This is a genomic window from Rhodoferax sp. GW822-FHT02A01 (genome assembly GCF_038784515.1).
GTDB lineage: Bacteria > Pseudomonadota > Gammaproteobacteria > Burkholderiales > Burkholderiaceae_C > Allorhodoferax.
The window spans coordinates 385,362-410,745 of sequence record NZ_CP152376.1 but is presented as its reverse complement, the minus strand read 5'-3'; the positions used below and the strand labels follow the sequence as shown (position 1 = coordinate 410,745).

The 25,384-nt window shown below is 62.1% G+C and carries 26 protein-coding genes; 24 read left to right on the top strand and 2 right to left on the bottom strand.

Annotated features, from left to right (window positions below):
- Positions 1 to 14: 14 nt before the first annotated feature.
- Both gmhB and AAGF34_RS01890 read left to right on the top strand, forming a co-directional pair.
- Positions 15 to 560, top strand: coding sequence for a D-glycero-beta-D-manno-heptose 1,7-bisphosphate 7-phosphatase (gene gmhB / locus AAGF34_RS01895; RefSeq protein WP_342618947.1), 546 nt, complete (start codon positions 15 to 17; stop codon positions 558 to 560).
- A gap of 46 nt (positions 561 to 606) precedes the next feature.
- Positions 607 to 1,512, top strand: coding sequence for a SprT family zinc-dependent metalloprotease (locus tag AAGF34_RS01890; RefSeq protein ID WP_342618946.1), 906 nt, complete (start codon positions 607 to 609; stop codon positions 1,510 to 1,512).
- Here the strand turns inward: AAGF34_RS01890 and AAGF34_RS01885 are convergent.
- Positions 1,484 to 2,554, bottom strand: a complete 1,071-nt coding sequence (locus tag AAGF34_RS01885) for an MBL fold metallo-hydrolase (protein WP_342618945.1) — start codon at positions 2,552 to 2,554, stop codon at positions 1,484 to 1,486. The genes AAGF34_RS01890 and AAGF34_RS01885 overlap by 29 nt on opposite strands.
- A gap of 109 nt (positions 2,555 to 2,663) precedes the next feature.
- Between AAGF34_RS01885 and AAGF34_RS01880 the strand changes: the two genes are divergently transcribed.
- From AAGF34_RS01880 to AAGF34_RS01775, 22 genes are all read left to right on the top strand, one after another.
- On the top strand, positions 2,664 to 3,110 hold the full coding sequence (locus AAGF34_RS01880; RefSeq protein WP_342618944.1) for a MerR family DNA-binding transcriptional regulator: 447 nt from the start codon (positions 2,664 to 2,666) through the stop codon (positions 3,108 to 3,110).
- Positions 3,100 to 3,531 (top strand): PaaI family thioesterase, encoded by a 432-nt coding sequence (locus AAGF34_RS01875; protein WP_342618943.1) that lies wholly within the window; start codon positions 3,100 to 3,102, stop codon positions 3,529 to 3,531. Before AAGF34_RS01880 ends, AAGF34_RS01875 begins: the two co-directional genes overlap by 11 nt.
- A gap of 46 nt (positions 3,532 to 3,577) precedes the next feature.
- On the top strand, positions 3,578 to 4,756 hold the full coding sequence (locus AAGF34_RS01870; RefSeq protein ID WP_342618942.1) for an isovaleryl-CoA dehydrogenase: 1,179 nt from the start codon (positions 3,578 to 3,580) through the stop codon (positions 4,754 to 4,756).
- Positions 4,757 to 6,757 (top strand): sulfatase-like hydrolase/transferase, encoded by a 2,001-nt coding sequence (locus AAGF34_RS01865; RefSeq protein ID WP_342618941.1) that lies wholly within the window; start codon positions 4,757 to 4,759, stop codon positions 6,755 to 6,757. It abuts the gene before it with no gap.
- Positions 6,758 to 6,763: 6 nt separating this feature from the next.
- On the top strand, positions 6,764 to 7,426 hold the full coding sequence (gene can / locus AAGF34_RS01860; RefSeq protein WP_342618940.1) for a carbonate dehydratase: 663 nt from the start codon (positions 6,764 to 6,766) through the stop codon (positions 7,424 to 7,426).
- Positions 7,427 to 7,448: 22 nt separating this feature from the next.
- Entirely contained in the window at positions 7,449 to 9,287 is a 1,839-nt protein-coding gene (gene aceK / locus AAGF34_RS01855) for a bifunctional isocitrate dehydrogenase kinase/phosphatase (RefSeq protein WP_342618939.1), read from the top strand.
- Positions 9,288 to 9,320: 33 nt separating this feature from the next.
- On the top strand, positions 9,321 to 10,502 hold the full coding sequence (locus AAGF34_RS01850) for an acetyl-CoA C-acyltransferase (protein ID WP_342618938.1): 1,182 nt from the start codon (positions 9,321 to 9,323) through the stop codon (positions 10,500 to 10,502).
- A 283-nt stretch (positions 10,503 to 10,785) separates the two neighbouring features.
- The gene (locus AAGF34_RS01845) at positions 10,786 to 11,451 is read left to right on the top strand and encodes an SDR family oxidoreductase (RefSeq protein ID WP_342618937.1); all 666 of its coding nucleotides are present in this window, start codon (positions 10,786 to 10,788) and stop codon (positions 11,449 to 11,451) included.
- Between the two features lie 23 nt (positions 11,452 to 11,474).
- Positions 11,475 to 12,605 (top strand): acyl-CoA dehydrogenase family protein, encoded by a 1,131-nt coding sequence (locus AAGF34_RS01840; RefSeq protein WP_342618936.1) that lies wholly within the window; start codon positions 11,475 to 11,477, stop codon positions 12,603 to 12,605.
- 4 nt (positions 12,606 to 12,609) lie between these two features.
- Positions 12,610 to 13,542 carry an MBL fold metallo-hydrolase gene (locus AAGF34_RS01835; protein ID WP_342618935.1) on the top strand — a complete coding sequence of 311 codons (933 nt, stop codon included), beginning with the start codon at positions 12,610 to 12,612 and terminating at the stop codon, positions 13,540 to 13,542.
- 39 nt (positions 13,543 to 13,581) lie between these two features.
- Positions 13,582 to 14,004, top strand: coding sequence for a rhodanese-like domain-containing protein (locus tag AAGF34_RS01830; protein WP_342618934.1), 423 nt, complete (start codon positions 13,582 to 13,584; stop codon positions 14,002 to 14,004).
- Complete coding sequence (locus AAGF34_RS01825) at positions 14,001 to 14,426, top strand: YchJ family metal-binding protein (protein ID WP_342618933.1); 426 nt, start codon at positions 14,001 to 14,003, stop codon at positions 14,424 to 14,426. The genes AAGF34_RS01830 and AAGF34_RS01825 overlap by 4 nt, the downstream gene beginning before the upstream one ends.
- Positions 14,423 to 15,073 carry an HAD family phosphatase gene (locus tag AAGF34_RS01820; protein ID WP_342618932.1) on the top strand — a complete coding sequence of 217 codons (651 nt, stop codon included), beginning with the start codon at positions 14,423 to 14,425 and terminating at the stop codon, positions 15,071 to 15,073. The genes AAGF34_RS01825 and AAGF34_RS01820 overlap by 4 nt, the downstream gene beginning before the upstream one ends.
- Positions 15,074 to 15,248: 175 nt before the next feature.
- Positions 15,249 to 16,010: a GntR family transcriptional regulator gene (locus tag AAGF34_RS01815; RefSeq protein ID WP_342618931.1), complete on the top strand. Its 762-nt coding sequence runs from the start codon at positions 15,249 to 15,251 to the stop codon at positions 16,008 to 16,010.
- Between the two features lie 145 nt (positions 16,011 to 16,155).
- Positions 16,156 to 16,500, top strand: a complete 345-nt coding sequence (locus AAGF34_RS01810) for a TIGR04076 family protein (protein ID WP_342618930.1) — start codon at positions 16,156 to 16,158, stop codon at positions 16,498 to 16,500.
- A complete protein-coding gene (locus AAGF34_RS01805) occupies positions 16,497 to 17,549 on the top strand; it encodes an aldo/keto reductase (protein ID WP_342618929.1) in 1,053 nt (350 codons plus the stop codon). Before AAGF34_RS01810 ends, AAGF34_RS01805 begins: the two co-directional genes overlap by 4 nt.
- A gap of 26 nt (positions 17,550 to 17,575) precedes the next feature.
- Complete coding sequence (locus AAGF34_RS01800) at positions 17,576 to 18,856, top strand: ABC transporter substrate-binding protein (protein ID WP_342618928.1); 1,281 nt, start codon at positions 17,576 to 17,578, stop codon at positions 18,854 to 18,856.
- Positions 18,853 to 20,373 (top strand): aldo/keto reductase, encoded by a 1,521-nt coding sequence (locus AAGF34_RS01795; RefSeq protein ID WP_342618927.1) that lies wholly within the window; start codon positions 18,853 to 18,855, stop codon positions 20,371 to 20,373. The genes AAGF34_RS01800 and AAGF34_RS01795 overlap by 4 nt, the downstream gene beginning before the upstream one ends.
- Complete coding sequence (locus AAGF34_RS01790) at positions 20,366 to 21,139, top strand: ABC transporter ATP-binding protein (protein ID WP_342618926.1); 774 nt, start codon at positions 20,366 to 20,368, stop codon at positions 21,137 to 21,139. Before AAGF34_RS01795 ends, AAGF34_RS01790 begins: the two co-directional genes overlap by 8 nt.
- Entirely contained in the window at positions 21,136 to 21,885 is a 750-nt protein-coding gene (locus AAGF34_RS01785; RefSeq protein ID WP_342618925.1) for an ABC transporter ATP-binding protein, read from the top strand. Before AAGF34_RS01790 ends, AAGF34_RS01785 begins: the two co-directional genes overlap by 4 nt.
- Complete coding sequence (locus AAGF34_RS01780; RefSeq protein ID WP_342618924.1) at positions 21,885 to 22,802, top strand: branched-chain amino acid ABC transporter permease; 918 nt, start codon at positions 21,885 to 21,887, stop codon at positions 22,800 to 22,802. The genes AAGF34_RS01785 and AAGF34_RS01780 overlap by 1 nt, the downstream gene beginning before the upstream one ends.
- On the top strand, positions 22,802 to 23,752 hold the full coding sequence (locus AAGF34_RS01775; protein WP_342618923.1) for a branched-chain amino acid ABC transporter permease: 951 nt from the start codon (positions 22,802 to 22,804) through the stop codon (positions 23,750 to 23,752). The genes AAGF34_RS01780 and AAGF34_RS01775 overlap by 1 nt, the downstream gene beginning before the upstream one ends.
- Before the next feature lie 71 nt (positions 23,753 to 23,823).
- On the opposite strand, the gene AAGF34_RS01770 is transcribed toward AAGF34_RS01775, so the two are convergent.
- Complete coding sequence (locus AAGF34_RS01770; protein WP_342618922.1) at positions 23,824 to 25,371, bottom strand: acyl-CoA synthetase; 1,548 nt, start codon at positions 25,369 to 25,371, stop codon at positions 23,824 to 23,826.
- Between the last annotated feature and the right edge of the window lie 13 nt (positions 25,372 to 25,384).

Here is a 25,384-nt window from a genome sequence, read left to right as displayed (position 1 = left end):
CTGGGGACCACACCATGAAGCTCTGCATTCTCGACCGCGACGGCACCATCAACGAAGACAGTGCAGACTACGTCAAATCGCCCGCTGAGTGGTTGCCGCTGCCGGGGGCTCTGGAGGCCATCGCCCGCATCAACCACGCTGGCTGGCATGTGGTGGTAGTGACCAACCAGTCGGGTCTGGGGCGTGGCCTATTTGATGTGAGCGCGCTCAACGCCATGCACGCCAAGATGCACGACATGCTGTCAGCAGTGGGGGGGCGCGTGGATGCGATCTTCTACTGCCCCCACGCACCAGAAGACAACTGCCACTGCCGCAAGCCAGCACCAGGCTTGTACGAGCAGATTGCCGATCGCTATGGCGTGGATCTCAAGGGCATGCCGACCGTGGGTGACTCGGTGCGTGATCTGGTGGCTGGAACCACCGTAGGCTGCGCACCACACCTGGTGCTGACCGGCAAGTCGGCCGGGTACAGAGGGCGTGCGCTGCCCGAAGGGCTGCCCCAGGGCACCATGGTGCATGAAGACCTGCCTGCGTTTGCCCACTATCTGGTGAATCGGTAGCCACCACCATGACGTGCTGCACGGCCCCGCGCTGACGGTACCCACCATGCTCCCCCTGCTGCGCTACACACTGGACCTGTTTTCCACCGAGCCTGTGGTCAAGCCGCAGGAGCCTCCTGTATCTGCAGCGCCCCCCAGGCGGCGCGAAGGCGCTCACATTCCCGGCGTGCCCCTGCAAGGTGTCATCGCGCCAGCCCAATTTGCACATCCGCAGGCCAACCGCGAAGTACGCATACAGGATGCCGTCATTGCCTACGCCTTTGCCCGGGCCAAGCGCAGAACCATTGGTTTTGTTGTGGGCCCTGATGGATTGGTGGTGCGTGCGCCGCGCTGGACGCCTTTGCATGAAGTGGATGCCGCGTTACAGGAGAAGGGCAGTTGGATTCTGCGCAAGCTACAGGAGTCGCGGGAGCGCCAGCAGCGTGCGCACAGTGCGCGCGTGCAGTGGCGCGACGGTGTCGCCATCCCGTTCATGGGGGAAGACATCACCGTGCTGCTGGACCCTGCGCACGGCTTCAGCGGCAGAGGCGCGCAACTCAAGCCGGGGGGAGAAGGCGGTGCATCGCAAACCCTGCATGTGGGCCTGCCCAAGGCCGCCACGGCCGACCAGATCCGCGATGCGGTGCAGGCCTGGCTGATGCGCCAGGCCCAGGCCAACTTCAAGGAACGCATGGACCACTTTGCGCCGCTACTGGGCGTGCAGTGGAAGAAACTGCGGCTGAGCAGCGCTGGCACCCGCTGGGGCAGTGCCAGTGCGGACGGCTCCATCCGGCTCAACTGGCGCCTGATTCATTACCGTCAGCCGGTGATCGACTACGTGGTGGCGCATGAACTCAGCCACCTGCGGGTCATGGACCACAGCGCCCAATTCTGGAACACCGTAGCCACCGTAGTCCCCGACTACCAGCAGCTGCGCTCGCAGCTCAAGGACGACGCGATTCCGAAGTGGTGAAGCGGTACACCCCGTCCGGGGAACGCTGGCGAACCAGATCACCGCGGTGCCACAACGTATGCAGGTGGGCCACCGCCTCGCCAATGGCAAATGTGGTCTGGTGAAAATCCAATGGCCGTTTGAACAGCACCGGCAGCACGTCGGCTGCGCTGCAGGGCGTGCGGGTGCAGGCTTCCATGACTTCCTGCAGTCGTTCATCATGGTGGTCGTGCAGTTGCTGGATGCGGATATGCAGACCGGTGAACGGCTTGCCATGCGAGGGCAGCACCAGCGTGGACGCGGGCAGCGCCTTGAAGCGGTCTATGGAATGCAGGAACAGCTTGAGTGCATCGGCCTCGGGCTCCTGCTCGTACACGCTCACATTGGTGGAGATGCGCGGCAACATCATGTCGCCACCAATCAGCAAACCGAGTTCCTGGCAATACAGCGCCATGTGTTCCGGGGCATGGCCATAGCCGCTGATGCAGGTCCAGGCATGCGCGCCGATGCGCAGCGTGAGCCCGTCCAGCAGCCGGTGGTGCTGGTCAGGTACCGAGGGCACCAGGGACGAGAAATACGAGGTGCGATCCATCACCTTGGCGCGCGTCTGTGCGTCATTGAGCCCATGCGCGGCATAGAAAGCTGCAGTGCGCTCGCCGCTGAAGGTGTCCTGGCCCGAGCAGGCCATGTGCGCCACCAGAAAGTCGGTGGCGCTGATATACAGGGGGGCATCCCAGCGTTCGCACAGCCAATGGGCCAGGCCGATATGGTCCGGGTGCATGTGGGTCACGATCACCCGCAGCACTGGCAGGCCATCCAGTTCATTGGAAAACAGCGACTCCCACTGCGCCTTGGCGTCTTCGCGGTGGATGCAGCAGTCCACAATGCTCCAGCCCTCTACGCCATCGATCGCGTCGCGCAGCAGCCACAGGTTGATGTGGTTGAGCACAAAGGGCAGCGACATGCGAATCCATTTCACACCGGGCGCCACGGTGCTGCAGTGGCCCGGTTCAGGCAAGGCCTCGCCCAGGGGATAGTGGAGTTGTTTTTCGAGTTCGTTCATGGGTGGTTTTATGCTTCATAATTGACGTTTACGTAAACGTCAACTGCGGCAACTATTGTATGCAGTGCACGTGAAGCGTGCTGTCTCCCACGTTGCGGCCCTATTACACATGACGACAACCTACACCATCAGCGATCTTGCACGTGAGTTTGACCTCACTACCCGGGCCATCCGGTTTTACGAGGATCTGGGTTTGCTGCAGCCCGAGCGCAGCGGCCCGGGCGGGCGCAACCGGGTCTACAGCCACCGTGATCGTACCCGCCTGAAGCTCACGCTGCGTGCCAAGCGGCTGGGCCTGAGCCTGACCGAGGCCAAGGAGATCATTGACATGTACGACAGCCCGCGCGACACCGGCGCGCAGTTGGTCAAGTTTCTGGACGTGCTGGCTGTGCACCGCAGCCAGGTGGAAGAGCAGATGGCTGACCTGCAGGCCAATCTCGACGAGATCAAGGAGCACCAGCGCGAGGCCCGTGCGCTGTTGGCCAAGCAGAACGCCAAGGCCGAGGCCAAGTCCGCCACAAAAGCTGCAGGGAAGGGGAAAAGCAATGCCCAATAACGCACTCTGGCAACGCGTGCAGGACAGCCTGGACCGCCAGGGCATGATGCGCCACCTGGGCGCTCGCCTGCTGCGGGTGGAGCCCGGTCTGGTGGAAATTGCCCTGCCGTATTCCGACAAGGTGTCGCAGCAGCAGGATGGCTTCCATGGTGGTGCCATGGGCGCGCTGGCCGATATTGCCGGTGGCTATGCAGGCCTCACGGTGGCGGCCGAAGGCATGGAAGTCACAACGGCCGAGTACAAGATCAATTTCCTGGCGGGCTTCAAGGCGGGCGAGCTGCGCGCCACCGGGCGCGTCATCAAGGGCGGCAAGCGCCTGATCGTCACCAGCGCCGAAGTCATGCATGCGGACCCGGCCGGCAAGCAGAGCGCCTGCGCCGTGATGCAGCAAACCCTGGTGCCGGTACCCAAGACTTACTGATTTCACACCCCGTTCATACACAGACATTACAAAGAAGGAGACCACCATGAACATGCCCGGACTGAATTTCCAACTCGGTGAGGACATTGATGCCTTGCGCGATGCGGTGCGCGCATTTGCTGAGGAAGAAATCGCACCCCGTGCCGCCGAGATCGACCGCAACGACCAGTTCCCCATGGACCTGTGGCAGAAGATGGGCTCTTTAGGCGTGCTGGGCATCACCGTGGGCGAAGAGTACGGCGGTGCCAACATGGGCTACCTGGCGCACATGATTGCCATGGAGGAAATCTCGCGCGCTTCCGCTTCGGTCGGCCTGTCGTACGGCGCGCACAGCAACTTGTGCGTCAACCAGATCAAGCGCAACGGCACGCCCGAGCAGCGCGCCAAGTACCTGCCCAAGCTCATCAGTGGCGAGCATGTGGGCGCACTGGCCATGAGTGAGCCCGGCGCCGGCAGCGACGTCATCAGCATGAAGCTCAAGGCCGAGGACAAGGGAGGCTACTACCTGCTCAACGGCAACAAGATGTGGATCACCAATGGCCCGGACGCCGATACGCTGGTGGTCTATGCCAAGAGCGAGCCTGAGCTGGGGGCGCGCGGCGTCACGGCTTTCCTGATCGAGAAGGGCATGAAGGGCTTCAGCATTGCGCAAAAGCTCGACAAGCTGGGCATGCGCGGCAGCCACACCGGCGAGCTGGTGTTCAACAACGTGGAAGTGCCGGCGCAGAACATTCTGGGCGGCCTGAACCAGGGCGCCAAGGTGCTGATGAGCGGCCTGGACTATGAACGCGCCGTGCTGACCGGTGGGCCGCTGGGCATCATGCAATCGGTGATGGACAACGTGGTGCCCTACATCCATGACCGCAAGCAGTTCGGGCAGAGCATCGGCGAGTTCCAGCTCATCCAGGGCAAGGTGGCCGACATGTACACCGTGCTGCAGGCCGGGCGCTCGTTTGCCTACACCGTGGCCAAGAACCTGGACATGCTGGGCACCGAACATGTGCGCCAGGTGCGCAAGGACTGCGCCTCGGTGATTCTGTGGTGTGCCGAGAAGGCCACCTGGATGGCGGGCGAGGGCGTGCAGATTTTCGGTGGTAACGGCTACATCAATGAGTACCCCCTGGGAAGACTATGGCGCGATGCCAAGCTTTACGAAATCGGCGCAGGTACCAGCGAAATCCGCCGTATGCTTATCGGCCGCGAATTGTTCGCCGAAACCATGTAAATGCTCACCACACTGAAACGCATCCTCTCCGTCTTCTTCAACGGCTTCATGCGCGGTCTGATCCGCGCCTGGCTGTTGGTCATTCCCCTGGTGCTGGCCCTGTCCCTGATCCGTTGGGTACAGATCTGGCACTTCTGGCCTGCGGGCTTCACCGCACCGCCGTCCGAGGTGATGACGGTGGCGTTTCAGGGTTTCCGCTTCGACCTGAAGGTCAGCGCCATTGCCGGCATCTTGCTGCTGGTGCTGCTGCCCTGGGTCCACGCCCGGGCGTATCGCGCCATTGCGGCGGTGCTGCCGCTGGTGTTTGTGTTGCTCTCCATGATCAACTTGCACTACTTCGGCTTCTACAAGACACCGATCGACTCGCTGGTGTTCGGGCTGGTGGAGGATGACACCTCCGCCGTACTCAAAACCGTGTGGCACGACTTCCCGGTGGTCACCTCGCTGTTGGCCGTCGTGCTGCTGAGCTGGGCCGCTGTATGGCTGCACCAGCGCATCGTGGTGCGTGCCGTGCCCGATACCGCGTTGCGCGGGCGCAGTGCCTGGCTGCGTGGCGTGTTCATCTTCGTGGCGTTCTGGGCGCTGGTGTTTGCCGGCAAGGGCACGCTGCGTGAGATGGCATTGCAGCGCCAGCACCTCACGGTCACCACCTCGCAGTTCCTCAACGACATGGTGCCCAATGGCGTCATTGCGTTGAAGTACGCCTGGGACAGCCGCGGCCAATCGCAAAACCTGCAGGACCCTCTGGTGGGCCTCAGGGCCATGGGCTTTGATTCCGCGCGCGCCGCAGCCGAGGTGCTGGGCCTGCCCCATGACAGCGATGCCGAGGTCAAGGCCGCGCTCACGGCACATCCACCCCTGCCACCCGGAACGCCCAAGAAGAACCTGTTGTTCTTCCTGATGGAATCCTGGAGTGCCGAGCCCATGCTCTACAACAGTCCCAAGTTCGATGTGCTGGGCCGCTTGGCGCCCACACTGGACAAGGCCTGTCACTTCAGCAATTTCGACTCGGCCCACGCCGGCACCCATCCCAGCATGGAAGCCATTCTGTTTTCCACGCCCATCACACCACTGACGCTGGGCGACGTGGGGCGCAAACCTATTCCGTGGGCGACGGCCAAGATCGCGCGCGACGCGGGTTACCGCACGCTGTTCGTGTCCTCGGTGCGCGCCGGCTGGCGCAGTCTGGACCGCGTGCTGCAGGCGCAGGGGTTTGATGAAATCATCGATGCCAACTCCCTCAAGGAAGCCTACCCCGAAGCCACCTTGGGTCTGTGGGGCGTGTGGGACGACTACGTCTTCAAATACCTCAAGAAGCGCATGTCCCAGCCCTCCGATAAACCCCTGTTCGTGTTCGTGCTGACCTCCACCAACCACCCACCCTACGATCTGCCGCCCGAGTACAAGCGCGTGCCGCGCGACATGTCGTTGTGGAAGGGTGAGACCAGTGCCGACACGCTGCTGCTCAACCTGGACACCTACCATTACGCCGCCGATCTGCTGGGCGGCTTTGTGCAGGACATCCAGAACGGCCCGCACAAGTCCGACACCATCATTGGCGCCACCGGCGACCACAATGTGCGTTCTTTCGGTGTGTATGCGGAGAACAGCCGGCGCTACCTGATCCGTCAGGTGCCCTTCGTGATCTGGGGTGAAGGCCTGCAGTGCGGCAATCAGCTTGAGCAGCCCGCGAGCCACCGCGACATGTTCAACACCCTGTTCCCGCTGGCCGGCATCGAGGGGCCCTACATCAATGCGGGCCGCAACCTGCTGCAGCCTTTGAAAGAGCCGACGGACCCGATCAATGCGCCGCGCGCCATGTTCTTTACCGGCGAAGCGCGCAACGCCCAGGGCATGTGGCAACTGGGCAATCCCGGCAGCTTCGTGTGCACCTCGGCCAAGCCTGATCCCCAATGCGCATTCAATGCCAAGGACGACCAACAGGAGCGCGCGCGTTACGGTCTGCTGGACTGGAATGTGCGCATCTCCCTGAGAAAGTAACAAGACATGAAGAACCTCTCACACCTGTTTGACAACAACCGGTCCTGGGCGAGCGACATGGAGCGCAAGCGCCCCGGTTTTTTTACCGGCCTGGCCAACCAGCAGCGCCCCAAGTACATGTGGATCGGCTGCTCCGACAGCCGCGTGCCGGCCAATGAAATCACGGGCCTGGACCCCGGTGAAGTGTTTGTGCACCGGAACATCGCCAATGTGGTGGTGCATTCCGATTTGAATGCCCTGTCCACCATCCAGTTCGCTGTGGAGCGGATCAACGTGGAGCACGTGATGGTGGTGGGCCACTATGGCTGCTCGGGCGTGCAGGCTGCGCTGGAAGGCGCACGCATCGGTCTGGCCGACAACTGGCTGCGCCACATCCAGGATGTGCGCGACCGCCACCGCGACGTGCTGGACGTGCTGCCCGAACATGGTCGGGCCCAGGCGCTGTGCGAGCTCAATGTGATCGAGCAGGTGGTCAACGTGGCGCAGAGCACGGTGCTGCAGGACGCCTGGGCGCGCAAGCAGAACGTCACCCTGCACGGCTGGGTCTATGGCGTTACCGACGGCCTGCTGCACGACCTGCACATAACGGTCACCGGTGAAGATGATCTGGATGCGCTCTACCGCGAAGCCGTCTCCGGTGTGCGCCTGATGCCGCGCCTGCCGAAGTAAGACCAAGCACGCGGCGACCGGCATGTTTCCCACGCGTCTGGATTCGCCGCTGGCCTATGACATCGCCAAGGCCATGCTCGACGGGTTCAACCGCCACTACCTGCTGTTCCGCAAGGAGTCGGCGCGTGCCAAGCATCGCTTTGAGACCTCCGATTGGCACGGCCAGCAGCGTGCCCAGCGCGAGCGCATCGAGTTCTACGCGCTGCGGGTGAAGGAAGCGACCAAGCGGTTGGAGCGCGAGTTCAAGGCCAGCGAGCAGCCCATGGAAGTCTGGCAGCAGATCAAGCTGCACTACATCGGGTTGCTGGTGGATCACCACCAGCCCGAACTGGCCGAGACGTTTTTCAACTCGGTCACCACCAAGATCCTGCACCGCAGCTACTTCCAGAACGACTTCATCTTCGTGCGGCCCGCCGTCAGCACCGAGTACATCGAAAGCAGCGACCCGCACGACGCGCCTACCTATCACGCCTACTACCCCGGCACGGCGGGCCTGCACAACAGCCTGCGCCAGTTGGTGGAGGACTACGCCTTTCGCACACCGTTTGATGACCTGGAGCGCGACATCGCCTGGGTGGCACAGGCCATGCACGCGCGTCAGGGTGAAACCACCCTGCGCGCCAACTTCCAGATCCAGGCGCTCTCCGGCCTGTTCTTTCGCAACAAGGGCTGCTACATCATCGGCAAGCTGATCAACGGCTTCAATGCCTTTGGATTCGCCCTGCCGGTGCTGCACAACAAGGCGGGCAAGCTGATCATCGACACCGCGCTGTTCGGCGAAGACGACCTGCTCATGCTGTTCAGTTTTGCGCGGGCTTACTTCATGGTCGACATGGAGATTCCCTCGGCCTATGTGCAGTTCCTGCGCAGCATGATGCCGCGCAAACCCAGCAACGAAATCTACAACGCGCTGGGGCTGGCCAAGCAGGGCAAGACCCTGTTCTATCGCGACCTGCTGCACCACCAGCGCCACAGCACCGACAAGTTCCGCATCGCGCCCGGCATCAAGGGCATGGTGATGCTGGTGTTCGACCAGCCCAGCTACCCCTATGTGTTCAAGATCATCAAGGATTACTTTCCGCCGCAGAAGGACACCACGCGCGAGCAGGTCAAGGCCAAGTACCAGCTGGTCAAGCAGCACGACCGCGTGGGCCGCATGGCCGATACGCTGGAGTACAGCGACGTAGGCTTTCCGCACGACCGCTTTGAAGACGACCTGATTGCCGAGCTGCAGAAGTTCGCCCCCAGCCAGATCGAGATCAGCGACCGTGATGGCGACGGCACGCTGGAGGTGGTGCTCAAGCACGTCTACATCGAGCGGCGCATGATCCCGCTCAACATCTATCTGCAGGAAGCTTTCGATGCCGGTGGTGCTCGCGCCGATGACACCAGCCCTGCGGCCCGTCGCGCGCGCGAGCAGATCACGCGCGCCGTCATTGAATACGGCAACGCCATCAAGGACCTGGTGGCCGCCAACATCTTCCCTGGCGACATGCTGTGGAAGAACTTCGGCATCACCCGCAGCAGCAAGGTGGTGTTCTACGACTACGACGAGATTGAATACATCACCGACTGCAACTTCCGCCGCGTGCCCGAGCCGCGCACCGAAGAGGAGGAGATGTCCAGCGAGATCTGGTACGCCGTAGGGCCGCACGATGTGTTTCCCGAAACCTTTGCCCCGTTTCTGCTGGGCAATCCGGCCGTGCGCGAAGTGTTCATGCAACACCATGCAGACCTGCTGGATGTGGAGTTCTGGCAGAGCTGCAAGGACCGCATTGCTGCGGGCCATGTGCACGACGTATTTCCCTACGAGCGCAGCAAGCGCTTTGTCCACCAGTACCGCGGCACCCTTGCCGCTTGAGTTTCATCTTTTTACCAACTACAGGAGATCCCTATGTCTGAATCCGTTGTCATCGTCAGTGCAGCCCGCACACCCATGGGCGCCTTCCAGGGCGACTTTGCGTCGCTTGCCGCGCACGACCTGGGCGGCGCAGCCATCGCGGCTGCAGTGCAGCGTGCCGGCATTGCACCAGAGCTGGTGACCGAAGTCATCTTCGGCAACTGCCTCATGGCCGGCCAGGGCCAGGCCCCTGCACGCCAGGCCGCATTCAAGGGCGGGCTGCCCAAGAGCGCAGGCGCGGTCACGCTGTCCAAGATGTGCGGCTCCGGCATGCGCGCGGCCATGTTCGCGCACGACATGCTGGTGGCCGGCAGCCATGACGTGCTGGTGGCGGGCGGCATGGAGAGCATGACCAACGCACCCTACCTCATGCTCAAGGGCCGCAGCGGCTACCGCATGGGCCACGACCGCATCTTCGACCACATGATGCTCGACGGTCTGGAAGACGCTTACGAGGCAGGCCGTTCCATGGGCACCTTCGGCGAAGACTGCGCCGCCAAGTACAGCTTCACCCGCGAACAGCAGGACGCCTTTGCAACTGCCAGCGTGCAACGCGCGCAGAACGCCATCCAGTCCGGCGCATTCGCCACCGAGATCACGCCCGTCACGGTGAAGACTCGCACTGGCGAGGTGGTGGTGTCGGTGGACGAAGGCCCGGGCAAGATCAAGCTCGACAAGATTCCCACGCTGCGCACCGCCTTCAAGAAAGACGGCACCATCACCGCCGCCAGCAGCAGCTCTATCAACGATGGCGCTGCTGCCATGGTGATGATGCGCGCCGGTACTGCCTCCAGCCTGGGCTGCAAACCGCTGGCACGCGTGGTGGCCCACTCCGTGCATGCACAGGAGCCCAACTGGTTTGCCACAGCACCTGTGGGCGCGGTACAGAAGGTGCTGACCAAGGCCGGCTGGTCGGTGGCCGATGTGGATCTGTGGGAAGTGAACGAGGCCTTTGCCGTGGTGCCCATGGCTTTGATGACGGAGCTGAACATCCCGCATGAGAAGGTCAATGTGAATGGCGGCGCTTGCGCGTTGGGTCACCCCATTGGCGCATCGGGTGCGCGCATCATCGTGACGTTGATCCATGCTTTGAAGGCACGTGGGTTGAAGCGTGGTGTGGCGACTTTGTGTATTGGGGGCGGGGAGGCTACGGCGGTGGCTTTGGAGCTGCTCTGAGTTTTATGCCTGCATTGGTGATGTTCTCACGCGCGGCGACCGGGTATGCCGGTGGCCTCATCTGCCCTGCGGTCAGAAAATCGGCTACCGGCATACCCGGTCACCGCGCTGGGCGCGTGCATGCCGCCAATGCATTGGGGCTTCAATTTGTGCGTGCGGAAACTTCGTCCAAGCGGGAAGGGGCAGAGCGGCTAGCCGATTTTCTGGCCGAAGGACAGATGAGGCCAGTCGCTCTGCCCCTTCCCGCGTACCCCCGAAGTAGGCCAACCCACAGGACAAGCACATGACCATCCTCATCCTAGGCGCCTCCAGAGGCATAGGCCTGGAGTTCACCCGCCAGTACCTGGAAGCCGGCGAGCGCGTCATCGCCACCGCACGCGATGCGGCAGGCATGCAGCGCCTCACCGACATGGGCGCACAGGCCCTCAAGCTCGACGTCAGCAACCCCGCCAGCATCAGCGGCCTAAGCTGGCAGCTCGACGGCGAGAAGATCGACATCGCCCTGTACGTGGCCGGCATCTACACCACCGAGGGCGCACTCAGCCCGCCCACGCAACAACAGTTCGACCAGGTCATGCACACCAATGTGCTGGGCGCCATGCAGGCCATACCGCAGGTCGCACCCTGGGTGGAAGAGGCCAAGGGGATCTTCGCCTTCATCACCAGCGGCATGGGCCAGATCAGCACGGTGGAGTCCAGCTTCGGCTGGACCTACCGCGTGAGCAAGGCCGCGCTCAACATGGCGGTGGTTGCGGCGCAGCCCGACTATCCCAAGGCCACCTTCATCGCGCTGTGCCCCGGCTGGGTACAGACCGACATGGGCGGAACGGGCGCACCGCTGACGGTGGAAGCCAGCGTGGGCGCCATGCGCCACACGCTTTCGCGCGTCACCCCCAAAGACAAAGCCAAATTTCTACACCATGACGGACGCCCCTACGCGTCCTGGTAAAACAAAGACGGAGACAAGAAAACATGCTGCTGACACAAGACCAGGAAATGATCCGCGACGCGGTGCGCGACTTTGCCCAAGCCGAGCTCTGGCCCAATGCCGCACAGTGGGACAAGGAGCACACCTTTCCCAAGGAAGTGCACAAGGGCCTGGCGGCGCTGGGTGCCTATGGCATCTGCGTACCCGAGGAACTGGGCGGGGCTGGACTGGACTACCTGACCCTGGCGCTGGTGCTGGAAGAAATTGCCGCCGGCGATGGCGGCACCAGCACCGTCATCAGCGTGACCAACTGCCCGGTCAATGCCATCCTCATGAAGTTTGGCAACGCGCAGCAGAAGAAACAGTGGCTGGAGCCGCTGGCCCAGGGCCAGATGCTGGGCGCATTCTGCCTGACCGAGCCGCATGTGGGCTCCGACGCTTCGTCGCTGCGCACCACCGCCACGCGCGAAGGTGACAGCTACATCATCAATGGAGTGAAGCAATTCATCACCAGCGGCAAGAACGGCGACGTGGCCATCGTCATTGCGGTGACCGACAAGGGCGCGGGCAAGAAGGGCATGAGCGCTTTCCTGGTGCCCACCAACACGCCAGGCTATGTGGTGGCGCGTCTGGAAGACAAGCTCGGTCAGCACTCCAGTGACACGGCCCAGATCAACTTCGACAACTGCCGCATCCCCGCCGAGAACTTGATCGGCAAGGAAGGCGAGGGCTATGGCATTGCGCTGGGCGGGCTCGAAGGTGGACGCATCGGCATTGCGGCGCAGAGCGTGGGCATGGCGCGTTCCGCACTGGAGGTGGCCGTGGCCTATGCCAAGGACCGCCAGAGTTTTGGCACCAGCATCTTCAACCACCAGGCGGTAGGCTTTCGTCTGGCCGACTGCGCCACCCAGATCGAGGCCGCGCGCCAGTTGATCTGGCATGCCGCATCCCTGCGCGATGCCGGGCGCCCCTGCCTGAAGGAGGCCGCCATGGCCAAGCTGTTTGCCAGCGAGATGGCCGAGCGCGTGTGCAGCGCCGCCATCCAGACCCTGGGCGGCTACGGCTATGTGAGCGACTTTCCGCTGGAGCGCATCTACCGCGACGTGCGGGTCTGCCAGATCTATGAAGGCACCAGCGACGTGCAGAAGATCATCATCCAGCGTGCGCTGGCCTGAGCCCATGTCGGCAAGCCTGGACCGCACGCACATGCTGCGCGACATCCACATCTTCGAGCGGGGTTGGCTGTCGAGCAACAACATCCTCATCACGGGCAAGGACAGCAGCGCCCTCATCGACAGCGGCTACTGCATCCATGCCGAGCAGACGCTCGCGCTGGTGGACGCGGTACTGCAGGGCAAGGCGCTGGATGTGCTGGTCAACACGCATCTGCACAGCGACCACTGCGGTGGCAACGCAGCACTGCAGGCACGCTACCCGCAGCTGCAGACGCTGGTGCCGCCCGGCCATGCGCCGTTTGTGGCGCAGTGGGACCCGCAGGCACTGAGCTACACACCCACCGGGCAGAACTGCCCGCAGTTCACGCTCAGCGGCACCTTGCAGCCCGGCACCGAACTGCGCCTGGGCGACATGCAGTGGCAGGTGCATGCAGCGCCAGGGCATGACCCGCATTCGGTCATCCTGTTTGCGCCTGAGCGCCGCGTGCTGGTGTCGGCGGATGCGCTGTGGGAGCGCGGCTTTGGCGTGATCTTTCCCGAGCTCGATGGCGTGCGCGCCTTTGACGAAGTGGCCGACACGCTGGACCTGATCGAACGCCTGCAGCCGTTGCTGGTGATACCTGGCCACGGTTCCCTATTCAGCGATGTGGCCGAGGCGTTGGCGCGCGCGCGCCAGCGGCTGGAAGGTTTTCAGAACGACCCGGTGCGCCACTTGCAGCATGCTGCCAAGGTGCTGCTGAAATTCAAGTTGCTGGAGTTGCAGAGCGCCACCATGCACGCCCTGGTGGCGTGGGCCGATGCGACGCCGTATTTCCGTTCGCTGTTTACGCAACTCTTCCCCGACACCGAAAGCGCCCAAGCCGTCGCATCGCTGGTGCATGATCTGGTGCGCGCTGGCGCTGCCCGCGTGCAAGGCGAGTGGGTGCACAACGCCTGATCGCAGCAATCCATACCCACAACCCATAAGGACACACCCATGCCCATTACCAAAGGATTCCGTGCACTGGTGGATGAAGCCATGGCCCAGGTCACCACCTATTCGGTGCCAGACGTGCGCGCGCGCCTGGACGACCCCCAAGTGCAGATCGTCGACATCCGCGACGTACGCGAGCTGGCAGACGGCACCGTGGTGGGCGCCTTCCATGCGCCGCGCTGCATGCTGGAGTTCTGGGTGGATCCGGACTCGCCCTACCACAAGAAGATTTTTGCCGACGAGGGGCGTGAGTTCATCCTGTTCTGTGGCGCCGGCTGGCGCAGTGCATTGGCGGCCAAGACGCTGCAGGACATGGGCATGACCAACGTGGCCCATATCGATGGCGGCTACGCCGAGTGGGTCAAGCAGGGCGCACCCACCGAGACGCTGGAGCAGCAAAAGGCACGGCGCGCAGCCAAGGCATGAAGACGCTGGACGCACACCAGCCTTGCCCCTGCGGGCGGCTTGCCGCAGGCAAGGGCGGCAAGCCGCTCACCTATGGCAGCTGTTGCGGCCGCTGGCTGGAGCCGCAAACCGCAAGCGCATTTCCGCCCGACGCCGAGAGCCTGATGCGCTCGCGTTACAGCGCCTTTGTGCTGGAGCGAGAGGCCTATCTGCTGCAGAGTTGGGCCGCGCAACACCGCCCTGCCAACATTGACTTTGATGCGGGTGTCAAATGGCTGGGGCTGGAGGTGCGTGCGCACCGCCAGACCGGGGCGGATACTGCCGAGGTGGAATTCGTGGCCCGGCAAAAGCCCATGGGCGGGCCCGCGGTTCGGCTGCACGAGCGCAGCCGGTTTGTGCGCCGGGACGGGCGCTGGTTGTATGTGGATGGAGATGCCTTGTGAGATTTGATGCTGTGCTGTTTGATTGCGATGGTGTGTTGGTGGATTCCGAGTCCATCACCTGCGGCGTGCTGCGCGACATGCTGCAGGACCTGGGCTGGACCCTGACGCTGCAGGAATGCATGGACATCTTCATCGGCAAGATGGTGGCCGACGAGCGCGTGCGCATCGAGGCCGAGACGGGCAAGCCGTTCACCCAGGAGTGGCTGGCGGCGTTCCGCCAGCGCCGCAACGAGACGCTGGACGCCCACATCGTGGCGATACCGAATGTGCACGCCGCCGTGCAGCATCTGCATGCCGCCACACAAGGGCGCATCGCCTGCGCCTCGGGTGCGGACCGTCCCAAGATCGAACTCATGCTGTCCCGCGTTGGGCTGCTGCCGCATTTTGAAGGGCGCATCTTCAGCGGACATGAAATGCCGCGCTCCAAACCTTTCCCCGACGTCTATCTGGCTGCGGCTGCGCACCTGGGTGTGGCATCAGAGCGCTGCGCCGTCGTGGAAGACACCACCGTAGGCGTGCGCGCCGGAGTGGCCGCTGGTGCCACCGTATTTGCCTATGCGCCTCTGGGTGACGGGCGTGCGCTGTTGGACGTCGGAGCGCACGCGGTGTTCACGGATATGAAGCAGCTGGTCGGCGTGCTGTCATAGGCTGCTGAAGCATGGCATGCGGCTTGAAAAGCCAAGCCTGTGCCACTGCAGTTGATCGGGAACTTTGCAAAATTCGAATGCGCTAGGATGCGCTCCAGAAGGAGCAACTGTGACGCGCATAAAGCCCACCCGATTCGTATTCCCGCCTGTTCAACTGGTTCGTCCCTGTGAGGTAGTGGCCTACCGCATCACGGAGGCGATACGTGCGGGGGATGTCAAAGTCGGTGAAAGACTCCCTTCTGAGCAGAATCTCTCCGAGCAACTTGGAGTCAGTCGTCCCACTTTGCGGGAGGCTATCAAGCTCTTGCAGCAGGCCGGCATTGTGCAGGTGCTGCCCGGTTCTTCCGGAGGTATTTTCATCACCAGCGAATCCATCCCAGCTGAACTGTGCGGCTTTCCACTACCAGAGCTTCCGCTGGAGGATATTGACGGCGTGCTGGAGGCGCGGCGGCTGTTTGAACCCCATGTCGCACGTCTGGCTGCTATCTATGCCACACCTGCCGATTTTGAACGTATGCGCGATGCGGTCCGGCTGAGTGAGGAAATCAGTGCCCGTTTCAAAAAGAAAAAAATATCAAACGAGGGTGCGCAACTGATGACCATAGCCAGCACGCGATTCAATATTGCAGTGGCCCGGGCGACGCAAAACAGCATGATTGTGCGGATGATGGAAGTCATGCTGCGACGCATGGACTTGGTGCGAACCATGGCGGTGCGCGAGCTGGGTGATACCTCACAAAGCACGGAGACATTGCGCAACAGCTTGCTGGCCATAGAGAGCGGCAAGCCCGAGCAGATTGATGCCGCGACCTCACAGCGGATCGATGTACTGGAGTCGGCCTGGGAAAAGGCCTCGGGAAAACGGCTGCGCCGCCGCGCGCTGACGCAACCATCCGAGCAAATGGCTGCGCAAAAAACTACAACAAAGAGGCGCTAACACGTTTAAATGAAATCTGCTTGACAACGCAAATAGATGGTCAAATAATATTTGCACGTCGGTATATATTTATACCGAATTCGGTTTCTAAAAGAATCGAAGTGGGCTAGGCAATGCTACGTGACTCTTTGAAAGGCGTATCGGCATGCAGGCAGATGAATTTGAACTCTATGACCTGAGGGTGGAGGTCGTCGTCCATGACGATCGCAAAATCCAGTGCAATGCCAAAGTGGGGGACTACTTTGAAGTGCAAGGCGAATTGTTGCGCTTCCCGGCAGGCCAGGGGTTTTCCATGTATTCCTTGGCGGCGCTGCTGCCACTGTTGCCCGCCAAGCAGCGTGTTACGCAGGCCGCGGACTGGATGAGCACAGATGCCGAGGTGGCCTGTCCCGATCCGCATTGCCCTACGCGTTTTCGGATCACACGCCTGGGCAAGCGCACTTTCAAGCATGCGCAAACTACGGCAGTTCCATTGGGGGATGCGGCATGAAGCGTGTCGACAATGGCGTAACGTACAAAGAGATCGCGCCGGGCTACAAGGTCCCGCGCATCATTCGGGGCGGGTGGCAGCTGGCGGGTGACCATGGTCCGGTTGAGCGGGAGCGGGCCATAGCGGACATGGGGGCGTTTTTGCGCGCCGGGCTCAACACGGTAGATGGTGCAGATATCTATACCGGCGTGGAAGACATGTACGGCGATTTCAACGCCAAGCAGAAAGCGGCACACCAGCCCACCATGCAAGTACATACCAAACTGGTGCCCGACTATGGCGACCTGGCCACCGTGGATGCTGCCCAGGTGCGTCGCATCGTTACCCGTTCCCTGCAGCGCCTGCGTACCGACCGGTTGGACTTGGTGCAGTTCCATTGGTGGGACTACAGCGTGCCGCGCTATGTCGAAACGGCTGTTGCCCTGTATGGATTGCAGAAGGAAGGATTGATTGCGCATATCGGTGGAACCAACTTCGATGCGGCCCATACCCAGGAAATGCTTGCTGCAGGTGTTCCCTTGGTCAGCATGCAGACCCAGTACTCATTGCTGGACCGCCGTCCCCAGGGCAGCCTTGCTGCGTTGTGCGAAAAGCAGAACATGCATCTGCTGTGCTACGGGTCGCTGGCTGGCGGTTTCTTGACCGAGCAGTGGCTGGGGCAGCCGGAGCCGGCTTTCCCCATGGCAAACCGCTCGCTTGTGAAGTACAAGCTGATCATCGATGAGTTTGGCGGTTGGCCTGCGTTCCAGACCCTGTTGCAGGTGCTCAAGGCCATCGCCCAACGCCACGCCGTCAGCCTGTCGAGCGTGGCGGTACGCTGGGTGCTGGAGCAGCCCGGGGTAGCGGCTGCCATCGTGGGCGCGCGCTATGCGGACCGGCTTGCCTCCACGCTCGAAGTATTTTCCTTTCAGCTGGATGCTGCGGATCGCGCGCTGCTGGAACCTGTACTTGCCGCACACCCGGGTCCTGCCGGGGAGCCCTACAGTCTGGAGCGCGACAAGACGGGCCCTCACGGCCGCATCATGAAGTACGACCTCAACAAATCCTGATTTCAACCCACCTGGAGAATCCCACCATGCGTCTCATGCTCACTTCTACCGCTCTTGCCGTGCTCGCTACCATGGGAGCTCCGGCTGCCATGGCACAAACCCCCTCCTGTACCCATACGGTGGGCATGGTGGTCTCGCTCACTGGCGCAGCAGGACGCTATGGCCAAGCCGCCAGCAAGTCCGTTGAGCTGGCCTTCAATGACATCAATAAGGCTGCAGGTGCACAGGGCGTAGCGGGCTGCAAACTGGGCTTTGATGTGCGTGACGCACAAAGCCAGGGTTCGGTGGCAGTGGACCAGGCACGGCAGTTGGTTGACTTGAAGAAGGTGCCAGCCATCATTGGCGGCATCATCAGTTCGGTTTCCATCCCCATGGTGACTTCGGTTACGGCGCCTGCAGGTGTCGTGCAGATATCGCCGGCCTCTTCCTCGCCATCCCTTACCAAGCTCGCGATCGAGGGCAAAACCGGCGGTTGGTTCTTTCGCACCATCACCAGCGATGCACTGCAAGGAACGGCTGCAGCCAAGTATGCGCTGGACCAGGGCATGAAGTCCTTGACGATCATCCATGTGAACAATGACTTTGGCGTCAATATGCTGGCCGAATTCCGTCGCGCCTACGAGGCACTGGGCGGCAAGATTGTGGATGTCACGCCCTACAACCCTGACCAATCATCCTACAACGCGGAAGTCACCAAGGCGCTCAAGACCGATCCAGCTGCCTTGTATTTCATTGGTTATCCCGGCGACGGCACAACCATCATCCGTACCTGGATTCAGCAAGGCGGACCCCAGAAGTTCCTCTTCAACGATGGCATGAATTCGTCCGACTTCATCAAGGGCGTAGGGGCGCAATACCTGAACAGCGCCTACGGCACATCGTCCGGCACAACCAAGACCGAATCTACCGAATACTTCAACAAGACCTATCCAGCCATGAGTGGAGGATTTGATGCAGAAGCACCTGCAGCGGTGCAGGGCTATGACGCGGCCGCCATCCTGGGCCTGGCCGTGGCACAGGCGGGAAAATTTGAAGCAGCTGCGATTCGCGATGCCATCCGCAAAGTCACCAACCCGGGCGGCGAAGTCATCCATGCAGGCCCGGCCGGATTTGCCCGCGCCATCGAGCTGATCCGGCAGAAGAAGCCCATCCGCTATGTGGGTGTCATTGGCCCGGTGCAGTTTGACAAATACGGCGATATCGCCGGACCGTTCCGTGCCTGGAAATTTACCAACGGTGAAGTGGTGACTGTGAGTCAGATGACTACCGAAGACGTGGCAGCCATTCAGGCCAAGATCAACAAATGAGCGCCATCCCGTCCGACACGGTGTCTTTGTATGGCGCAGCGGCTGTGACCACGCACAAGAGACGACCAGACCGTACCGAGCTTGCCAGCGGTCTGGAGATTTCCCGTCTCGTGACGGGATTGTGGCAAGTTGCCGATATGGAGCGTAATGGAACACTGCTGGACCCGGTGAAGGGCGCAGCCGACATGGCCGTGTATGCACAACAAGGGTTTGATACCTTTGATATGGCGGATCACTATGGCTCGGCCGAGGTCATCACAGGTACGCTGCTCGCGTCGGAGGCGCGACCCGGCGTGCGGGCATTCACCAAATGGTGCCCGCCACCCGGCCCCATGACAGCCGCCGTGGTGCGCGAAGGTGTGCAGCGTTCCCTCGATCGCATGCAAACCTCGTGCATTGACTTGCTGCAATTCCATTGGTGGACCTATGAGCATCCGGCGTACATCGATGCCATGTTGGAGCTGGCCAAATTGCGGCAAGAGGGTTTGATTGCCCATATTGGACTCGCCAATTTCGATACGGCGCATTTGCGCCTGCTGTTGAATGAAGGCATACCCATCGCCAGCAACCAGGTGTGCATGTCACTGCTGGATCGGCGCGGTACCGAAGAGATGTCTGCGTTGTGCCTGGAGCGTGATGTCAAGCTCTTGGCATACGGTGTGCTGGGCGGTGGCTTCCTGAGTGACCGATGGGTCGGCGTGGATGCGCCTGCAGAAGTGGGTGATTGGAGCAAGATGAAGTACCAACGCTTCATCAACGCCATCGGAGGCTGGGACGCACTGCAGGCGGTGTTGACGGCGGCCCGGAAGATCGCGCTCAAGCATGGCGTATCCGTTTCGAATGTGGCGACCCGCTGGGTGCTGGAGCAACCTGCAGTCGCTGCGGTCATCGTGGGTGCACGATTGGGCGAGTCCGAGCACCGGGCAGACAACCTGAAGCTGTTCGAATTTGCACTGGACGCGCAGGACCATGACGCGCTGAATCTGGCATTTTCCAGCACGACACGCTTGCCTGGTGACTGCGGCGACGAATACCGCAAGCCCCCGTTTCTGACGGCGTCGGGTGACCTGAGTCACCACCTCGATTCCCTGGCACCCCTGTGGGAGCGCAAGCCCGTGGCGGGGCGTGCCAACCGCTGGACCATCGATAGCGGCAGCCATTGGGAACCACTGGCGGGCTACTCACGCGCAGTGCGTGTGGGAGAACGCATCCTGGTTTCGGGCACCACGGCAACCCATGGTGCGGGGCAACTGGTGGGACGTGGCGATGCGGCAGTGCAGGCCACCTACATCCTGGACAAGATCGCAGCCAGCATCAAGGCATTGGGTGGCCAGATGCAGGACGTGGTTCGGACACGCATCTATCTGCAAAATGCCGCCGATTGTGAAATGGTCAGCCGTGTCCACGGAAAGTATTTCGGCGATGTGCGCCCAGCCAACACGCTGGTCGAAGTGGCCGCATTGGTAGGCGACGGCTACCTTGTGGAAATGGAAGCCGAGGCAATTGTCGATGCCTGAGTCGCAAGCCCTTTTGACGGTGGAAGCCCTGTCCAAGAATTTTGGCGGGCATCAGGCGGTCGACCAGGTTTCCTTCACCTTGCGGGCGGGAGCCATCGGGGGCTTGATAGGGCCCAATGGTGCAGGCAAGACAACCCTGTTCAACTGCCTGACCGGTTTCATGCAGGCAGCGTCGGGCCGGGTGTTGCTGGATGGCGTGTTGCTGTCGGGCCGGCCTTCCTGTGATGTGTTTGCTGCGGGACTGGCGCGTACCTTCCAGATCCCACGCCCCTTTCCTGAAATGACCGTGCTGGAAAACGTCATGGTGGCGCCGCGCGGCCAACTGGGCGAGGTGTTCTGGGCCAATTGGCTGCGGCGTGGGCGCGTCGCCGCGCAAGAACGCGAAACGCGGGAGGCCGCACGGTACTGGCTGCAATTTGTCGGGCTGTCGGCACTGGAGCATCAGCCCGCACGCGTACTGTCCGGTGGTCAGCGCAAGCTGTTGGAGCTGGCCCGCGTGATGGTGTCCCAGCCCAAGATCGTGCTGTTGGACGAGCCCGCCGCCGGTGTCAACCCGGCACTGTTGGACCAGATCACCGACAAGGTGCTATCACTCAACGCCCAGGGCGTCACGTTCCTGATCATTGAGCACAACATGGACCTGGTTGCCTCCCTGTGCAATCCGGTGATGGTGATGGCACAGGGCCAGATGCTGATGCAGGGACACGCGGACTCCGTACTGAACGATCCCCGTGTGGTGGAAGCCTATCTCGGGAGTCCGGCATGAGTACCCCATTCGCGCTCGTTGTGGAGTCGCTGGAAGCCGGTTACGAGCCGGGTCTGCCCATTGTCCGGGACGCCTGCCTGAGCGTTCTGCAGGGTGAAATCATGGCCATCCTTGGGCCCAATGGCGCGGGCAAGTCTTCATTTGTCAAAGCCATTGCAGGCTTGGTGCCCATCAGCAAGGGGCGCTGCCTGCTGGGTTCAAACGATATTACGCGCACGCCAGCACATCGCATGGTGTTTGAGGGGCTGGCCTTTGTTCCGCAAACCGAGAATGTATTCATCAACCTCAGCGTTGCTGAAAACCTGGAGTTGGCCGCAGCCATCGTCAAGGCGCGCGTGCGCGAAAGCCTGGAGCCGGTCTACGCCATGTTTCCGGACCTGTACCGCCAGCGTGCCTTGCCGGCCGGACAACTCAGTGGCGGGCAACGGCAAATGCTGGCGGTAGCCCGAGCGCTGATCAGCAAGCCCAAGCTGTTGATACTGGACGAACCGTCGGCGGGATTGAGTCCTTTGCTGGTGCAGCAGGTGTTTGCCAAGTTGCGGGAAGTGCGTGATGCCGGTATCACGGTGCTTCTGGTGGAGCAAAACGTCAAGGCAGCGCTTGCGCTGGCCGACCGCGCTGCCGTGTTGGTGGAGGGCAAGGAGCGCATTGTGGGCAAGAGCCACGACCTGCTGAACGATGAACGCATCGCAGAGCTGTATCTGGGCCGCTATACCGGCAAGCAACGTGCAAAGGAGACGGTCTGATGCTACAGATTCTTGCCGACGGACTCATCATCGGCTCGGTAGTGGCCCTGGGGGCCATTGGCCTGAGCATGACCTTGTCCATCGTGCGTTTCTCCAATTTCAGCCACGGCGAGCTGTTGGGGTGGGGTGCCTACCTTGCACTGGTTGCTTCTACTGCGCTCAACACCACCAGCGGGGCCTGGGCCACTCCCATTGGTCCTTTCTCTTTTGGTTGGGGCCTGCTGGTGGCGCTGGTGTTGGCATGTGGCCTGACGGCGCTGCTGGCACTGGGGCTGGATGCGGTTTTGTTCAAGCGATTGCGCAAGCAGGGTTCCATCACCCTGGTGATCGCGAGCTTTGGTGCAGCGCTGGCACTGCGTAACCTGTTGCTGTTCTGGCAGGGGGGCATTCCTCGCTATTACTCCGAGAACCTGCAGATCGCAATCGCTTTCCTGCCACGCAGCACCTGGGGCGGCTTGCGCGCGACACCCGACCAGTTGTTTGTTCTGGTCCTGGCGCTGGTCACCGTGACCGGGCTGCATCTGTTCCTGCAGCGCAGTACGCTGGGGCGGGCCATGCGGGCTACCGCACTCAACCCCGGTCTGGCCCGTGTCACGGGCATTGACCCGGAGCGTGTGCTGCGTGCCACCTGGTTGATGGGCGGCGTGCTCGCGGCCATTGCGGGCGTGTTTGCCGGCCTTACCGTGCAGATGCGCCCGACCATGGGGGTGGATTTGTTGTTGCCGCTCTTCGCCGCAGTCATTCTGGGGGGCATAGGATCCATCTGGGGCGCTGTGCTGGGCGGATTTGTCGTGGGCATGGCAGAGAGCATCTCCATTACCTGGGTGGGCGCCGAGTACCGCTCTGCAGCGGCCTTTGTCGTATTGATTGCCATTCTGATGGTGCGCCCCAGAGGCCTGTTCGGAGAGAAATACTGATGATCGACTTCAACGGCCTGCTGTCCTACGTCAGCTTCTTTCTGGTGTTCGCGACGGCCTACGCGATCATCACCCTGGGACTCAACCTGCAGTGGGGTTTCACCGGTTTGTTCAATGTGGGCGTGGCAGGGTTTGTGGCCATTGGAGCCTACACCTCGGCACTGCTGACGACGCCGCACCAGGAGGGCCATCTTGCGGGACTGGGCTGGCCCGTCGCAGCGGGCATGCTGGCGGCCATGTTGGTGACCGGACTGGTGGGGGCCATCGTCGGTGTCCTTGCATTGCGGCTGCGTCAGGACTATCTGGCCATTACCACCTTCGGAATTGCGGTGACCATTCAGCTGGTGGCCAACAACGCGACATCCCTGACGGGTGGGCCGTTCGGTGTGCAATTCATTCCCAGACCTTTGCAGGCATGGCTGGGTACCGGTCTACCCTGGACTTTGGCTTATCTGGCCCTTGCCGTGGGGCTGCTGGTGCTGGCGTATCTGGCGATCGAATCTCTGGTCAAAAGTCCCTGGGGGCGGGTGCTGCGTGCGATCCGTGAAGACGAGGACGCAGCCAACGCTTTGGGCAAGAAGTCGTTCAACTACCGTCTCCAGAGTTTTGTCATTGGCAGCATGCTGATGGGTCTTGGTGGCGCGGTGTATGCCCACTTTGTCGGGTTCATTGCACCGGAAGACTTTCTTCCCATACTGACGTTTCAGCTCTGGGCCATGCTGATTGTTGGGGGTGCAGGCAACAACCGGGGCGCCATACTGGGCGCCTATGTGGTGTGGGCCTTTTGGACTGCCGCTGGAGGCCTGATGCGCGACTTTGTTCCGCAGGCAGAGCAAGCCCGCGCTGCCGCACTTCAGGTGGTGCTTATCGGTTGCCTGATTGCAATGATGCTGGTGCTCCGTCCACGGGGAATTTACGGCGAAAAACTGGTGGTTCACGGGCAATCGTAGCCAATTGCCCGGAGTGCGGATATTCGCGCGAAACGCGTTGCACTAGCGACGGCGATACGCCTTGCTAGTACTCAGCCGTGCATCTGCCGCAGTTCGCGCTTGAGCAATTTGCCGGTGGGGTTCTTGGGCAGGGCATCGACAAACACCACCCGCTTGGGCGCCTTGAAGCTGGCCATGTGCTCGCGGCAGAACGCCATCACGGCGTCCTCGGTCAGAGTCTTGCCAGCCTTGAGCACGATCACCGCCGTCACCGCTTCCACCCATTGCGGATCGGGCAGACCGACCACCGCCACTTCGCTGACTTCTGGCAGACGGTAGATCATTTCCTCCACCTCACGGCTGGCCACGTTTTCGCCGCCGGTCTTGATCATGTCCTTCTTGCGGTCCACCACGCTGATGTAGCCCTCGTCATCGATGACGCCCAGGTCGCCGCTGTGGAACCAGTCGCCCTCGAACGCAGCGCGGGTGCGCTCTTCGTCGTTCAGATAGCCGAGCATCAGATGCGGTGAGCGGTGCACGATCTCGCCTACCTCACCCGGCGCCACGTCCTGCATGGCATCGTTCACGACACGCGTTTCCACATTCAGCACCGGGCGGCCGCAGGAGCCGGGTTTGCGCAGCTGGTCTTCCGGCGGCAGCATGGTGGCCAGCGGGGCGATCTCGGTCTGGCCATACATGTTCCACAGGCGCACCTGGGGCAGGCGGGTGGTGAGTTCGCGCAGCACTTCCACCGGCATGATGGACGCACCGTAGTAACCCTTGGCCAGGCTGGTGAGCTTGTCCACGTCCAGCCGGGGTGAGCGCAGCAGTGCAATCCACACCGTGGGTGCGGCAAAGAAGCTGGTGATGCTGAACTTCTCCATCAGTGCCAACAGGTTGTCGGGCACCGGCTTGGACGTGATGATGTTGGTGGTGCCCATGAAGATGCCGGGCCCGAAGAACACGTCGAGCTGCGCGCAGTGGTAGAGCGGTAGCGCATGCAGCATGACGTCCTGCTCGGCCATGCCAGCACTGCCCACGCAGCTCACGTATTGCCACAGAACCGCGTCATGCGAGAGCATGGCGCCCTTGGGTGAGGACTCGGTGCCGCTGGTGTAGACGATCTGCAGCAGGTCGTTGCTGCCCAGGGTGCCCTCGGCCAATTCCGAATCACATGCGGCCAGGTCGCGGAAGCTGTGCATGCCGGGCACGGGCGCGCTGTCCTCCTCGGCGGGAATCCAGACGAACTCGCGCACCTGCGTGTCCAGCGCGGCGCCGGCGCGGGCCAGCTCGGCCAGACCGCTATCGGTGGCCAGCACACGGGCTCCGGCGTGGCGCAGGATGTAGGCTACCTCTTCGGCTTTCAGCATGAAGTTGATGGGCACCAGTACAGCACCCAGGCGCGCCAGTGCAAAGCGTATGGCGGCAAAGCCGTGCGAGTTGCGCGCCAGCATGGCCACGCGTTCGCCCTGCTTCACGCCGAGCTGCTGCAGGCCGGCGGCCAGGCGCGTGACCAGCGCGTCAAATTCCGCATAGGTCCATTGCGTGTTGCCGCAGATGATGGCGGTCTTGTTGGGCAGGCGCCTGGCGGTGCGGCGCAGCACGTCGGCCAGGGTTTGTCGGCGGATTGCGGGGTTCATGGGTGTCTCCTCT